Raw genomic sequence first — 16,585 nt, 5'->3', positions numbered from 1 at the left:
GTTACGCATCGATCTTTGACGACCTGAGGAAACGTGCAATAGTCGGTAACGCGATCTAAGGTAGTAGGCTTGGCTGGGGTGGGTGTGGAAGCCGTAAAACAGGATACGGGGCTGCAGTGCCTTGCGCTGCTGTTGCGATTTCATCAGGTGTCGGTGGACCCGGCGCAGATCGCTCACCAGTTTTCCGGTGGCGCCGTCGGCGTGCTGGAGATGCTCCGCTGCGCCAAGCAGCTCAAGCTGAAGGCGAGGGTCGTTCGCGAAAGCTGGACAGGCCTTGCCAAGCTTTCCTTGCCCGGCATCATCGAGCGGCGCGACGGATCGTTTGCCATTGTCGGCAAGGTCGGCACGGACGATGTGCTCGTTCACGATCCCGCCGTCAACCGTCCGCAGGTAGTCAAGCGTGCCGAGTTCGAGGAAAGCTGGACCGGCCGCATCGTGCTGATGACGCGGCGGGCCTCGCTGTCCGACCTCGCGCGCCGCTTCGACGTCACCTGGTTCCTCCAGGCCATGCACAAATATCGCCGGCTGCTCGGCGAGGTGCTGATCGCCTCGTTCTTCCTGCAGCTGTTTGCACTGGTGACGCCGCTGTTCTTCCAGGTCGTCACCGACAAGGTGCTGGCGCATCGTGGCTACACCACGCTCGATGTGCTGGTGTTCGGCTTGATCACGGTCTCGATCTTCGAGACCGTGCTCGGGGCCTTGCGAACCTATGTCTTCTCCCACACCACCAACCGGATCGACGTCGAGCTCGGCGCGCGCCTGTTCCGCCATTTGATCGCGCTGCCGATCGCCTATTTCGAGGCGCGGCGGGCTGGCGATTCCGTCGCGCGGGTCCGCGAGCTCGAGAACATCCGCAACTTCCTCACCAGCTCGGCGCTGACGCTGGTGATCGATCTCGGCTTCACCTTCGTCTTCCTGGCGGTGATGTTCTACTATTCGCCGTTCCTGACCTGGATCGTGGTCGGCTCGTTCCCGTTCTATGTCGCGATATCGGCCGGCGTGACCCCGATCTTCCGCGAACGTCTCGACAAGAAGTTCGACCGCGGCGCCGAGAACCAGGCCTTCCTGGTCGAGAGCGTCAACGCGATCCAGACGCTGAAGGCGATGGCGATCGAGCCGCAGATGCAGCGGCGCTGGGAGGAGCAGCTCGCAGGCTATGTCAGCGCCAGCTTCGACGTGCTCTCGCTCGGCAATTGGGCGAGCCAGTCGGTACAGTTCATCAGCAAGCTGGTCACCGCGCTGACACTCTATTTCGGCGCGCACCTCGTCATCGAGGGCGGTCTCTCGGTCGGCGAGCTCATCGCCTTCAATATGCTGGCTGGCCGGGTGGCGCAGCCGGTGCTGCGGCTCGCCCAGCTCTGGCAGGATTTCCACCAGGCGCGGGTCTCGATCGCCCGGCTCGGCGACATCCTGAACGCCGCGCCCGAACCGATGTTCGATCCCTCGCGCGCAACCTTGCCGCCGATCAAGGGCGAGGTGACCTTCGATCATGTCAACTTCCGCTACCGGCCCGATACCTCGCTGGCGCTGCAGGACATCTCGCTCAAGGTCACGCCCGGACAGATCATCGGCATCGTCGGTCCCTCCGGCTCCGGCAAGTCGACGCTGACAAAACTGATCCAGCGGCTCTACGTGCCGGAGGCCGGCCGCATCCTGATCGACGGCATTGACCTCACGGTTGCCGACGTCGCCTGGCTGCGGCGCCAGATCGGCACGGTGCTGCAGGAGAACGTGCTGTTCAATCGCACCATCCGCGACAACATCGCGCTTGCCGATCCCGGCATGGCGATGGAGCGGGTGATTGCCGCGGCCGAGCTTGCGGGTGCGCACGAGTTCATCCTGGCGCTGCCGGATGGCTACAACACGATTGTCGGCGAGCGCGGTGCCAGTCTGTCGGGCGGCCAGCGCCAGCGCATCGCGATCGCGCGGGCGCTCGTCACCAACCCGCGCGTCCTGATCTTCGACGAGGCTACCAGCGCGCTGGACTACGAGAGCGAGAACATCATCCAGCGCAACATGCGCAAGATCTGCGCTGGCCGGACCGTCTTCATCATCGCGCATCGGCTCTCGGCGGTGCGTCACGCCGATCGTATCCTCACCATCGAGGCCGGCCGTCTGGTCGAGGACGGCAGCCATGACGAGCTGATCAAGAAGGCGGGGCGCTACGCCATGCTGCACCAGATTCAGGCGGGTCTCCATGTCGTCGGCTGACGTGATCGAGCGCAAGAGCCGCACGTTCTGGCGCCGCCAGCGCGACGCGCGCGAGTTCCTGCCCGCGGCGCTGGAGATCCTGGAAACACCGGCATCGCCCGTCGGGCGGGCGGTCGGCCTCACCATCATCCTGTTCTTCGCGCTGGCGATCGGCTGGGCGACCTTCGGCCATGTCGACATCATCGCCACCGCCACCGGCAAGGTGGTGCCGACCGGCCGCACCAAGACGATCCAGCCGCTGGAGACCGGCATCGTCTCGGCGATCCACGTGCATGACGGCGACAAGGTCACGGCCGGCCAAGTGCTGGTCGAGCTCGACCGCACGGTGACCCAGGCCGAACGCAAGCGGGTAGGGCAGGACCTTGTCGCGAGCCTGCTCGACGTCGCGCGCCTGTCGGCGCTGCGTCGCAGCTTTGGCGACCTTGCCGCACCCCATGACCTCGAGGAGCCAAGGGGCGCATCCGAGGTCGAGATTGCCCGGGCCCGCTCCGCCATGCTCGCCCAGGCCGCCGAACAACAGGCAAAACTAGCCTCCGTCGTGCAGCAGATCGACCAGAAGCGCGCGGAGGCGCAGTCGGTCACGGCCGCGATCGCCAAGATTGACGCGACGCTGCCGCTGCTCGAGGAGACGCTGACCATCCGCAAGAAGGCGATGGATATCCAGTACGGCAACCGCATCGCCTGGATCGACGCCCAGACCCGCCTGATCGACCAGCAGAACGAGCGCATCGTGCAGGAGCGCAAGCTGGTCGAGATCGAGGCGGCGCGCCGCGCGCTGGAGCAGCAGCTCGCCCAGACCAAATCCGGCTTCGAGCGGCAGGTCCTGAGCGATCTCTCCGATGCTCAGAAGAAGGCCGACGAGTTCCGTCAGGACGCCATCAAGGCGCAGCAGAAGACCGACGAGCAGCTCCTGCGTGCGCCGATCGACGGCACCGTGCAGCAGCTCGCCATCCACACCGTCGGCGGCGTGGTCTCGCCGGCGCAGCAGCTGATGATGATCGTGCCGCGCGGCTCCAGCATCGAGGTCGAGGCGATGATCTCCAACCGCGACATCGGCTTCGTCGAGCACGGCCAGGACGCCGAGATCAAGATCGACACCTTCAACTTCACCCGCTACGGCCTGCTCCACGGCAAGGTCATCAGCGTCTCCCGCGATGCCATCGTCAAGGACAAGCCGCCGGAACGGAACGGCGCGTCGAAGCAGGGCGGCGCGCTGTCGGAATCGAGCGAGCCCGCCGGCCAGGAACTGCTCTACGCCGCGCGCGTCTCGCTCGAGGGCACGCAGATGCAGGTCGAGGACAAGATGGTGAACCTGGCACCCGGCATGGCCGTGACGGTGGAGATCAAGACGGGGCGGAGACGGATCATCGAATACGTGATGTCGCCGCTGTTGCGGTATCGGCAGGAGAGCTTGAGGGAGAGATGATCGATATGCTTCAGATCGATGGACTCATTGTGCACGAGCAAGGTCCGCAGGTCGGCGGGCGGCAAAGCCGTCCACTTCGTCGGTGACAGTATGAAGAGGGTTGTCGCCGCCATCGTTGGAGTCGTTCTTGTTGGGCTCGCCGCCGGCCTTGTGCTGCAGATCGAGATCGGGCGAGGCCTGTTCGGCGTCTGGAGCTTTACGAAGTCCGTCAAGGTCACCTCGCCCGGTCAGGATCGCGGCTACTACTACCGGTTCAAAGCCAGTCTGGTCTACAAGGGCGAGCCCCTCGATTTCGATATCGTCGTCGGCTGCAATGTCAGGATCACGACTTACAAGGATAACGACAGGACGGTCGAAGTTGGCGTCGCGCCGATGGCGTTTGGGCTCAAGATGAAGGATGGGCACGGCGTGGTGATCCGTCCGCCGCAAGCGTGTAAGGGCGAGACCACCGAAAATGGCAGAGTCCCTCAAAATCTGCTACCGCTTGTCGTCTCCTACGAAGATGCAGAAGCGCCGTGGTCTGGGATCGCCTATGCGTCAGAGGATGCTTACGCGAGCCCACTTTCTGAACTCAAATTCTTCGGCGCCTCCATTGGTAAGGCGACGTTCGAGGAATGGCAGGAATGGCGCCGCACCGAAGCGCCGAAGAACTTCATCACCTACGAGCTCCTCGGCATCAACCCAAAGAACATGTGGGACCCGCCGCACTGGAAGCTAGGCTATCGGGTGATGGCTTCCGGTTGCCTTGGTGCATCGTGGATCAAGCTTCCCGATGCGGCGCGCGACTTGGCGCGTCAATTTTGGCCGGCCGACAAGCCTGTCTATTGGTTTCCGAGCTGGGAGATGCGCAGGGCATTGTGGAGCATTGCCGTGGATCCCAAGAGCCCCGTGCTGTTCGAAGGGAATCGGTTTTTGGACTACTTGCAGGACCTAGACAGCGCGAGTGGCCCTCAAGGATTGCCCCGACGCCAGCCGGGAGCGGTCATATTTTTCAATCGTTATGTTGCGGGCGATGTTTACCCAGCGCGGATTGATCGTTCGGTGAACCGGATGAGAGCCGACGGCGAGCTTCCGTCCGAGATCAAAGCAAAGCCGGAGCCGCCCCGGATCAATGCAGAAACAAGGCCCGAGTTGCGCGGGTTCGCCTATTGCGACGATACGGTGTTCAAGGTCGAAGAGGTGCCGGGCGGCTTCTATGGGACGCCTGTCTTCCTCAGCGAAATCAACGGCAAGAGCATCAACGAGCAGCTTCAATCGTGGCGTGAAGGATCGCAGCTGGACTTCGAGCGTGACGAGTTTGTCGTTCTTCCGCGCAGGTACCAGATTGGAAATATTTTTGGGGGGCTATGATGAGTCTGACACAGCTTCAACTTGCGGCAGCTCTCGCGGAGCAGGTCTACAACCGAAATGCAGACGATAACCCAATCTCGCTCGGCGAGTTAGGAGTAGATCCGGTACCAAACCTGCCGCAACCTGTTGGGCTGACTCCAAACGGCGGTTTCTTCTATTCGCCCCGTGGATTCGTTGGTGAGGTCGTTACGGATGGCACCACCATCTACGTGGTTTTTCGCGGAACTGATTTGTCGGTCAGCTTCCAGGACGGTTTAAAGGCAGCGCGTGCCGCTGGGTTGAACCAACTGGCGCCCTCCGCTTCGGGCGGACAGATCGACGTTGGTGATTGTGCCAATGATCTCTTGTTAGGGGCGGGAACCGCCCAGCAGACTCAGCTCGACGATGCGCTGGCGCTCACGCAAGCCGCGAAAGCTCTCGCCGCGCTAAGCGGTAAGCAGGTTGTCGTCGTAGGCCAGTCCTTGGGCGGAGGATTGGCAGGCCTCGTCTCGGCAATTGCGAATGTCAAGGGATACGCGATCGACCCAGCGCCCTTCGAGAGGCAGCTCCAGTACACCGCATTCAAGATGGCGCTCGCTCAAAGCGAGCTCGATCTTGGCATTCCGGTGCCGGCCTTGGTGTCAGAGCTCGTGGGCCTCGGCGACGACGATAATCGAACCGACTTTCTGACAGGGTTGGGGGACTCCGCTGCGAATGTCACTCGCTTTCTTGATTTGGCGAATGACCTTCTTGTCGATTTTGAAGAGAATATGTCCGCAAATCTCTCAGCCTATTCGGTTAAGGGTGAAATCTTGTCCGGCGGGCTTCTGGGCGGCATCTTCGACGCAATCGGGGGAGTATTTCCCGTTGCGCCTGATGCGATCGACGTCGGTGTTGCGCCGTCTGCGCTCTCTGCCTTCATTGATACGGCGCCTAGTTCGCTGCACAGCCCTACACTCTATAACCTTCTTATTCGCACTCGCACCGAGCCGAACAAATTTGAAAATCTATTGAAGGGCGATCAGGCGCTACGGTACTCACTCTTCGAAGCACCGGGCATCAGCGGTCCTGTCGAAGGCGATCGAGTCGACCCGGCCGGAGGGAGTTTCGGATATAGCGGCGTGACTTCCGGCGGATCGTCGCCGGGCATTCTCTATCGCGCATTGTGGAAGAGTGTCGGCCAGAGCGACGGGTTCTACGAAAAATTCTACGCACGCTTTGGCGCCTGGTTGGCGACCGGAGCTGTCGGGCAGGGGTTGGATGCGACAGCGCAGAATGATCAGCTCTCGGTGCATTCTGGCGTCGTCAAGCTGGGCTTGCAGGTTGTTCGCGACGCGTTGGGCGTTCAATCCAATGGCTCTGTCATCACCGATGTCGGCATGAATGTATTTGGCGCGGGTGATGCCAACGGCCCAACTGCTGGATACATTCGCATCGATCTTGGTGACATTGACGCCGACCCTGACGATCCAACGCAGCAGGAGACGCTATCCGGTTCTTTAACCCAGGCTTATGGGGTCCGTGACATCAATACGGCGGTTGCAGAGGCTGTCGCGACAGATCTTGTGGACGCAGGGATCGGATTTACCAACGCCGCAATGACGACAATCATTGGGGCGACCAGGAATGAAGTACGCGATGGCTCCAAGGCACTGTCGAATGATTGGAGGATTCTGATCGCGCAGGCTGGGAGCGCAGACGGAGCTATTGCTTACGATGCGAAGCAAGCGGGTGACTCTGGCGACACGTCGTTGTCCCACGTTGTGCTTGGTGGAACGGGAGCCGACGATATCAAAGGCTCAACGGCCGGCGACTATCTTGTCGGCGGCGACGGCAACAACAAGTTCGAGAGTGGCGGCGGAAGCGACGTTATTGTCGGGGGCAAGGACAAAGACACCTACACGGCGCATTCTGGCGGTGCCGCAGACTCGGTCGTCTTTCTGGGCGGTGCCGGCAACGAGGATACGGCCATCTATGGCAGTGATTTCTCCGGGCAGACGCTGACCGTTACATACTCGAAGCTGCAATCCGTTGATCCCTATGCGGGCATAACAGTGCAAGCCGGCGGTCAGGGCCAGGCTGACACGCTGATCGGAGTGGAGACCGTCAAGGTAACCGAGGCCAATACCACGGTTCAAATCAAGGATGATCTCTCCAATCTCAAGACGAAGGTCAAGTTCGAAGCAGATAACGTCCTCGGCAGCGGCAAAGCCACGGTCGATTTCAGCTCTTTGTCAAAAGGAATTTCGCTTTTCTCGATCGGAGACTTGATCCGTTACGGCAATGCGCTCTTTGACGAGTTCTCGAAATTCAAGCTGACGTCCCAGGACGACACTGTCAAGGAAACCGACGACGGATTGACCATCGATCTCGGTGGCGGCAACGACACGGTGAAGACCACCGGCGCTGGTACGATTATTCACACCGGCAGCGGCAGCGACAAGATCGAGATCTCTCATAATGGCCAGTTGCTGATAGAGGACGCAAGCACTGACGACCGAATGACGTTCAACGGAGTGGTGCTCACCGGTGGCGTGCAGTGGGGAACTGAAAGTAAGTACGCTTACGGCAACGGCGTGGGCTACGGCCGAAACCAGCAGGGTGACCTCGTCATCGTTGATGCGCTGGGCAACGAAACCTTCATCCCCCACTTCAACTTCACGACCGACGCGTCAAGCAACCTGACCGCGGGCCTGTTCGTCATCCAGGTCACTTACCGGATCGAACGCAGCAACGGCTGGACCGCCGGCTTCGAGACTGCTGCCTCGGCCCTCACGGCCATGAAGAAGATCGCCCAGGCAACGACTGGCAAGTTGCGGAACTGGACCGATCCGCTGGTCCTCGATCTCAACGGCGACGGGGTGAATCTGTCCTCCATGGCCGGCAACAACGCCTCGTTCGACGTCGACAAGGACGGCTTTGCCGAACGCGTCGGCTGGGTGCGCGGCGGCGATGGCATGCTGGTGCGCGATCTCAACGGCAATGGCAAGATCGACGACATCGGCGAGATGTTCGGCAACGACCAGACGCCGGGCTTCACGCAGCTCGCGACGCTCGACGGCAACCATGACGGCAAGATCAGTGCGCTCGACGACGGCCTTGCCGATTTCAACGGCGACGGCGTCGTCGATGCGAGCGACACCTTCGCCACGCTGAAGGTCTGGGTTGACGCCAATGAGGACGGCAAGACCGATGCGGGCGAGTTGAAGTCGCTGGCTTCGCTCGACATCGTCTCGATCTCGACCGGATCGACTGTCACCAACACGACCGACAGCGGCAACATCATTGCCGCTACCGGTACGTTCGTGCGCGGCGACGGTACCACCGGCACGATCGGCGAGGTGAAATTCGATACCGACAACACCCACACCACCTGGCAGGGCGACAGCTCCGTCAGTCCCGACGCCGCAAGCCGGCCCGACCTCAAGGGGTTTGGCACGCTGACCGATCTGCACGTGGCGATGACGCTCGATCCGGATCTGGTCCAGACGGTCGACGCGGCGCTGCCGTCCCTGAACACGCTGTCGCTTGCGAGCTTGCGCGAGGCCGCCCGGACCATCCTCTACGCCTGGGCGGGCGCCGTGCCGGTGCCGGCAGGCACGCCCGGCACCGAGGCGACGCAGGACTTCTGGTTCGTCGGTGACGTGACCCGAACTGGCGGCATCGCCTACGACTTCCTGGTCAAGAAGGGCGAGTACGGGACTGCCGGTGGGCAGAACGTGCCTTACTACGGCTATGCGAGCGGGCAACCCGTCTACAATGCCGAGAAGACCCTCGTCTATGGTCATCCGACCATCGACATGGTCCTGGCAAGTCCCCCGGCGCAGGGCAGTTGGACCAAGCTCACGGCGCAGGACATCGCTTTCCTCGAGCGCTACACCGGCCTCGATCTCGGCTTCGTCATGAGCGACAACCCGAGTTCCGACGCGGTTCACGTGGTTGCGGACGGTCTCACGGCTTCGTGGAACACCCTGAACAAGCTCGCCGTCCGCCTTGCGGCGCAAGGTCCTCTGGCGCCGTTCTTCGCCGGGATCACCTACGACGTTGCGAGCGACACGTTCCGCCCGAGCACGGACCATCAACTGGTGCCGATGCTGGAGGCGATCTTCCACGCCGCCCCCGCGACGGCCAGCGGCGCGCAGGATTTCCTTGCGCAGTGGCACGACATCATCAACGTCGTGCTGCCCGATTTCCAGCGCGACAACGAGGGCCATCAGCTTACCGACGCGTTCCTGTTCCAGAACCTGGTCGGCGCTTATGAGGACGTGCCGCTTGCGATCTCGCTGCAGCAGGCGGCCGCGATCTTCGACATCCCGGCCTCCGAGATCAAGACGGGTAGCGGGACGCTCGCCGGCAACGACACCAAGACCGACCTGTTCTATCTCGACTCCACCAATCAGTTGGCGCAGGGGCAGGGTGGCTCCGATGCCTATATCGTCGGGTACAATTTCGGCCACGACGTCATCCAGGACGTCTGGCAGGGATTGGGGCAGAACCAGGAGGACAGCATCTGGTTCTCCCACCTCAACGTCTCGGACCTGACTTTCACCCGCGACGGGTTCGATCTCCTGATCACCCAGAACGGGACCAGCAACCAGATCCGCGTGGTCGATGAATTCGCCGGCCGCAGGCCCGGCCTCGTCACCGCGTTCCAGGATTTCGACAAGCAGATCGAGATCATCAAATTCGCCGATGGCACCACCTGGGACCAGCTCGACATCGCCAAGGCGATCGGCATGCCGTCCCATGCGACCGACGACAATCTGATCGGAACGCCCGACGTCGATTTCCTCAATGGTGGCGCCGGGACTGACTTCATGTCCGGCGGCGATTCCGGTGATCACTACTTCTTCGGCCTCGGCTACGGCCACGACACCATCGAGGACAGGGAAGTCTGGGTCTGGCAGGCCTCGAACGACTACGTGCATTTTGGCGCAGGGATCACCGAGGATGACGTTACGTTCCAGCGCGTCGGCGTCAGCGACGATCTCCGGGTCTCGATCAACGGTACCAGCGACGCCCTGACCGTCACCGGCCAGTTCAGCGTCGCCTATGGGCTCCTCAACACCCAGCAGGACAGAATCGAAATCTTCACCTTCGATGATGGCAGCTACATCGGCTGGGAAGACATCATCAAGGCTCTGGACGCCGCTGCCGGCACGGCGGGCAACGACACGATCACCGGCTTCAACTATGACGACCTGCTCGATGGCGGTGCCGGCAATGATTTCATGACCGGTGGCAACGGCAACGACACCTATGTGTTCGGCCGGGGCTACGGCTCGGATACGATCGAGGACCGGGTCAACTACATCCTGAGCGGCACCGACGATACCGTGCAGTTCAAGGAAGGCATCTCCCGGAGCGACCTGACCTTCCACCACGACGGCAATACCAGCGATATCAGGATCACGATCAATGGTACCGACGACAGCCTGATTGTCCGGGGCGAATTCTCCATCATCTACGGCCTGATCGCGACGATGGACGACCGGATCGAGAACTTCACCTTCGCCGACGGCACCGTGCTCGGATGGCACGACATCCTGCTGCAGGTCGATGACGAGGCCGGAACCAGCGGCAACGACACCATCTACGGCTTCGGCTATGACGACACGCTGCAGGGCCGGGGCGGCGACGACTACCTTTACGGCGGTCAGGGCGACGATACTTACGTTTATTCCCGCGGCGACGGGCACGATACGATCTACGACCTCGCCGATGCGCAAGGACCGGAGTTCGACACGCTCGTGCTGCACGGCATCAACCCAGCCGACGTCTCGTTCACCCGCGTCAATTACAGCGACGTCGCGCTGGTCTTTGCCGAGAGCGCACCGGGCGTCGGCGATGGCGGCTCCGTAGTGCTACAGGGTGAGCTCGACAATTGGTTCGCCCAGGGCGTCGAGCAGGTCGTGTTCGACGACGGCACGGTCTGGACCCAGAGCGATCTCCGCGTGAAGGTGCTGGCGCAGGCCACCACGCCAGGAAACGACACGATCGTCGCCTTCAACACCAACGACGTCATCGAGGGCGGCCACGGCGACGACACCATCAGCGGCGGCGCAGGCGACGACACCTATATCTACACGCGCGGTGACGGCAACGACTCCATCACCGAAGTGTTCCTCGGCAACTACAGCAGCTACGATACGCTGAGACTGCGCAACATCGATCCGGCCTCGATCAGGCTGGTGCGTAACGGCAACAGCAACGACGTGACGCTCCAGATCGCGGAGAGCGCGCCGGGCGCGGGCGATGGCGGTTCGATCCTGCTGAAGGACGAGCTCAATGGAGGGCTCGCCGCCGGCGTCGAGCAGATCGTGTTCGACGACGGCACGGTGTGGAACCAGGACCAGATGCGCGTTCGCGTGCTGGCCGACGCTACGACCGACGGCAACGACACGATCTACGGCTTTGCGACCAACGATACGATACGTGGCGGCAAGGGCGACGACGTCCTCTACGGCGCGCCGGGCGACGACACCTATGTCTATTCGCACGGCGACGGCAACGACACCATCTATGAGGTCTGGCTCGGCAATTACAGCAGCTTCGATACGTTGAGGCTGCAGAACATCGCGCCATCGGCGGTTCACCTGACGCGGAACGGGGCCGACATGACGCTCGTCATTGCCGAGAGCGCCCCCGGCGCCGGCGACAGCGGCTCGATCCTGCTCACGGACGAGGAGACCGGAAACCAGACCTCGGGCGTCGAGCAGATCGTGTTCGACGACGGCACGGTGTGGACCCAGGCCGATCTGCGCGCGATGTGGCTGGTGCAGGAGACCGCGTCGACGGACACGTCGATCACGGGCTTCAGGACCAACGACATCATCGTCGCGGGCACGGTGGACCGCTCGCTGCATGGCGCCGGCGGACAGGATACCTATGTCTACAGCTCGTCGGGCGGCAATGTCGTGATCGACGATCCCGGCCGTCTTCAGTCCGAGCTCGACCTGACCGACATTGCGTCGACGGACGTCAGCCTGTCGCGGCCGGTGGCCAATAGCGGCGCCAATCTGGTGATCACGGTCAACAGCACGGGTAAGACGATTACCATTCTGAACGAGTTTACGACGTCCGGAGGCCTGCGCGCGATTTCCTTCTCCGACGGGGTGATCTGGAACCCCGACCAGGTCAAAGCCGTCCTCGCAGGCGGCAGCGGTGACCTCTATGTGTTCAACCGCGGCGACGGTGCGGTGACCATGGACCAGACGGTCGCCAGCGTCCGGCTCGGCAGCGATATCTCGCCCGATGACATCATCCTCCAGGCCAACGGCCGCGATCTCCTGGTCAAATTGCGGGGGACGACCGACAGCCTCACGGTCTACGGCGCGTTGACCGCCAATGCGTGGGGCGTGACGAGCACGCTGTCCTCGCTGAAGTTCAGCGACGGCACGTCGCTGGCCCTCGGCCAGCCGAGCGCCGGACACGGCCTGCCGCTGACCTTCACCTGGGTGCTCAACACCGCCAATTTCGACATGGTTGGGTCAATCTACGGCACCAACGTCTACGAGGTGACGGCCCCCGGCAAACTGAACTTCGCTAATGTCAGCGCGGTCGGCGGCACCAACATCGTCAAGTTCGACAAGGGCGCGCAGAACCTGATCGTCGACACCCACAATTTCGCCGGCAGCCTAGCGCTCGGCCCGCAGATCTCGGCGGAGGACGTCTACTGGCAGACCGACACCTGGGGCAACATGTTCATGAAGCTCCGGGGTGACAACGCGGACAGCATCGCCATTTGGGGCGATCTGCAGCTCGCGAACGGCGTCGTCACGAGTGCGATCAAGACCGTGACGTTCGGTGACGGGACCGTTCTGGACACCAGCCATGGTCCGGCCGCCTTCACCTGGCTCGGTAACACGGCGAACTTCAACATCACCGGCTCCAATTTCGGGACCAACATCTACGAGGTGACCGTTTCCGGCCACATCAGCTTCACCAACGCGGCCGCAGCCGGCGGTACGAACATCGTCAAGTTCGACAAGGGAAGCCAGAACCTCGCGGTCGAGGCCAATAACTTCAGCGGCATCCTCGACCTCGGGCCGCAAATTTGGGCTCAGGACCTGTACTGGCAGACCAACCAGTGGGGCGATCTGATCCTCAAGATCCGCGGCGACGACGCCGACAGCATCAACGTCTGGGGTGACATGCACCTCACCAATGGCGTCGTGACGAGCGCGATCAAGACGGTCAAGTTCGCTGACGGTTCTTCGCTGGACATCAGCCACGGACCCGGCGTCTTCACCTGGCTCGGCAATACCGCGAACTTCACCATCACCGGGACCAATCTCGGCACCAACGTGTACGAGGTCAGCGTCGGCGGCCACATCAACTTTGCCGATGCGGCCGCGGCCGGCGGCACCAACATCGTGAAGTTCGACAAGGGAGGCCAGAACCTCGCGGTTCAGGCCAATAACTTCAGCGGCATTCTTGATCTTGGCCCGCAGATCGCAGCCCAGAACGTGTACTGGCAGAGCAACGGCTACGGCGACCTGATCCTGAAGATCCGCGGCGACGATGCCGACAGCATCAACGTCTGGGGCGACATGCATGTCACGAATGGCGTCCTCACCAGCGCGATCAAGACGGTGAAGTTTGCTGACGGGACGGTGCTCGACATGAGCCACGGTCTCTCGAAGTTCACCTGGCTCGGCAACACCGCGAACTTCAACATCACCGGGACGACGTTCGGGACCAACATCTACGAGGTCACGGCGGCGAACGGGAAGATCAACTTTGCCGATGCCGGCGCAGTCGGCGGCATCAACATCGTGAAGTTCGACAAGGGCGGCCAGGCGCTGAACGTCCAAGCCAACAATTTCAGCGGCGAGCTGGACCTCGGTCCGGCCATCTCGGCGCAGGACGTGTATTGGCAGAGCAATGGCTACGGCGATCTCATCATGAGGCTCCGTGGTGATGACGCCGACAGCGTCAATTTCTGGGGCGACCTGCATGTCGTCAACGGCGCTTTGACGAGTGCGGTCAAGACCGTCAAGTTCAGCGACGGAACCGTGCTGGACATGAGCCACGGTCCTTCCAACTTCAACTGGCTCGGCAATACCGCGAACTTCACCATCACGGGCACGACATTCGGGACCAACATCTACGAGGTCACCGCGGCCAACGGAAAGATCAACTTCGCCGATGCCAGCGCCGTCGGCGGCATCAATATCGTCAAGTTCGACAAGGGCGGCCTTGCGCTGAACGTTCAGGCCAACAATTTCAGTGGCAAACTGGACCTCGGTCCGACCATCTCGGCGCAGGACGTCTATTGGCAGACCAACGGCTACGGCGACCTGATCCTCAAGCTGCGGGGCGATGATGCCGACAGCATCAACGTCTGGGGCGACCTGCATTTCACCAACGGCGTCGTCACCAGCGCGATCAAGAACGTGAAGTTCAGTGACGGCACCGTTCTGGACATGAGCCAGGGACCGTCCGCATTCACCTGGATCGGCACCGCCAACAACTACAATCTCGTCGGCAGCAACATGCGCTCGAACGTGTTCGAGATCACGCAGGGGAACGGTGCGATCAAGTTCGGGAATGCCAGCGCAGGCGGGGATGGCAACAATACGATCAGGTACGACAAGGGCGACGGCTTGGCTGACGTTCAGCTCAATGGCGGCAAGGGCGTCGTGGCGCTCGGCAGCAACGTCTCGGTGCAGGACGTCATCCTGGGCTCGAACAGTGCCGGCGACCTGATCGTCAAATTCCGTAACGACACGACCGACGCGATCACCATCCACAACGATCTCGTCTTCGGGAACGTCAATTCCTACGGGATCAGCGCCATCCAGTTCGCTGACGGGACAGTCTGGGACTACACGTTCATCGCGTCGAACGCCTGGATCAGGGGGACGGCGGGTAACGACTCGATCGGCCTCCCGGCAAACGCCGCCACGGTCGATACGGGGGCGGGCGATGACACGTTCAGTGTCTCGGGCAATGGCTCCGACCGCTTCGTGTTCGGCGTAGGCTCCGGTCACGACCTGCTCGACAACCCCGGCAACGGCTACCAGCGTACCGACGTCCTGGATCTCACGGGGCTTCTGCCGTCCGATATCGTGCTGTCGAGGTCGGGCAACCAGCTGATCGTGAAGATATCCGCGACTGGCGAGACGTTCACGGCGCTCTGGCAATTTTACGCCGATGGTCTCAGTTACGGCATCGGCTCGATCAAGTTTGCGGACGGGACCATCTGGGATCGGACGGCGATTGCGGCGAATGCCTGGGTGCGCGGCACCTCCGGCAACGACTCCCTCACGCTTCCGGCCACCGGCATCACCGCCGATGCCGGTGCGGGCGACGACACGATTTCGGTCTCCGGCAACGGCTCAGACCGGATCATCTTCGGTTCGGGATACGGCCATGACGCGCTGACGAACCCGGGTTCGGGCTACAACCGGGACGACACGCTGGTCTTGAAGAACCTCAATCCCGCTGACGTCCAGCTCAGCCGGAACGGAGATGCCATGCTCGTCAAGGTGCTGGCGACCGGTGACACGTTCAACGTGAACTTCCAGTTCTGGGGAGACGGCAGCCAGATCCAGGGGATTACGCATATCCAGTTTGCGGACGGAACCCTCTGGGACCGGGCGACGATCGCGGCGAACGCCTGGATCCGGGGTACTTCCGGCAACGACTCCCTCACGCTTCCGGCCACCGGCTACACGGCCGATGCGGGAGCGGGCGACGATACGATCTCGGTCTCCGGCAACGGCTCCGACCGCATCGTCTTCGCCAAGGGATACGGTCACGACACGCTGACCAATCCCGGCTCGGGCTACAGCCGCGACGACACGCTGGTGCTCAGCGACATCAACCCGTGGGAGGTGCAGTTCAGCCGCAGTGGCGATGCCATGACGCTGAGCGTGCCGTCGACGGGGGATTCCTTCCGCGTGAACTTCCAGTATTGGGGCGACGGCAGCCAGATCCAGGGGCTCACGCACATTCAGTTCGCGAACGGCAGCAACTGGAGCAGGTCGAACCTGGTCGATGCCACGTCGACCTTCACCTGGACGGGAAGCGCGGCGAACGCCACGCTCACTGGAAACGACTACGGCGCGAACGTCTTCCAGTTCGGTTCGGGGGCGGAGACGGCCTATGGCGGCGCCAGAAGCAATGTGTACCAGGTCACCACGAGCACGGGCCAGGCGCAGATCAATCTGTCGGCCGCGACCGGTTCGAAGAACGAGATCGACTTCCTCAGCGGTATGACCGATCAGAATCTGTGGTTCGAGCAGGCCGGCAATGATCTCAAGATCGATCTGCTTGGCTCCAATACCAGCACGACGATCAGCAATTGGTTCTCGGGCAGCGCAGGTTCGATGCAGGCGATCACGGCTGGTGGTCTCAAGATTGACAGCCAGATCTCGCAGCTGGTGCAGGCGATGGCGACGTATTCGGCGAACAACACCGGATTTGACCCAACCAGCGCGAGCATTCATGTGCTGCCGAACGATACGGCCCTCCAGGGCGCGGTCACGGCGGCCTGGCACGCATAGCAAGACGAAGGCACCACGCCCGTTGGGCGGGGTGCCTTCTCCAATGCCTTGTGAGGCGAAGGCGCGATGCGCAAGTCGCGTACGGCTGCGCGGTCGGTTGGCGTCA

General features: G+C 62.1%; 4 protein-coding genes. All 4 read left to right on the top strand.

The genetic code is table 11. The annotated features are described in order from the left end of the window. Positions 1 to 84 precede the first annotated feature (84 nt). Positions 85 to 2,211 (top strand): type I secretion system permease/ATPase, encoded by a 2,127-nt coding sequence (locus tag A7X65_RS39975; protein ID WP_063694899.1) that lies wholly within the window; start codon positions 85 to 87, stop codon positions 2,209 to 2,211. Beyond that, positions 2,198 to 3,637: an HlyD family type I secretion periplasmic adaptor subunit gene (locus A7X65_RS39970; protein WP_063694898.1), complete on the top strand. Its 1,440-nt coding sequence runs from the start codon at positions 2,198 to 2,200 to the stop codon at positions 3,635 to 3,637. Before A7X65_RS39975 ends, A7X65_RS39970 begins: the two co-directional genes overlap by 14 nt. Before the next feature lie 90 nt (positions 3,638 to 3,727). Beyond that, the gene (locus A7X65_RS39965; protein ID WP_145670032.1) at positions 3,728 to 4,987 is read left to right on the top strand and encodes a hypothetical protein; all 1,260 of its coding nucleotides are present in this window, start codon (positions 3,728 to 3,730) and stop codon (positions 4,985 to 4,987) included. 1,730 nt (positions 4,988 to 6,717) lie between these two features. Next, positions 6,718 to 16,479, top strand: a complete 9,762-nt coding sequence (locus tag A7X65_RS39960) for a calcium-binding protein (RefSeq protein WP_063694896.1) — start codon at positions 6,718 to 6,720, stop codon at positions 16,477 to 16,479. Positions 16,480 to 16,585: the final 106 nt, after the last annotated feature.

The sequence above is a fragment of the Bradyrhizobium stylosanthis genome, from assembly GCF_001641335.1.
In the GTDB taxonomy this organism is placed as follows: Bacteria; Pseudomonadota; Alphaproteobacteria; order Rhizobiales; family Xanthobacteraceae; genus Bradyrhizobium; species Bradyrhizobium stylosanthis.
This window is presented reverse-complemented; position numbering and strand designations above follow the sequence as displayed.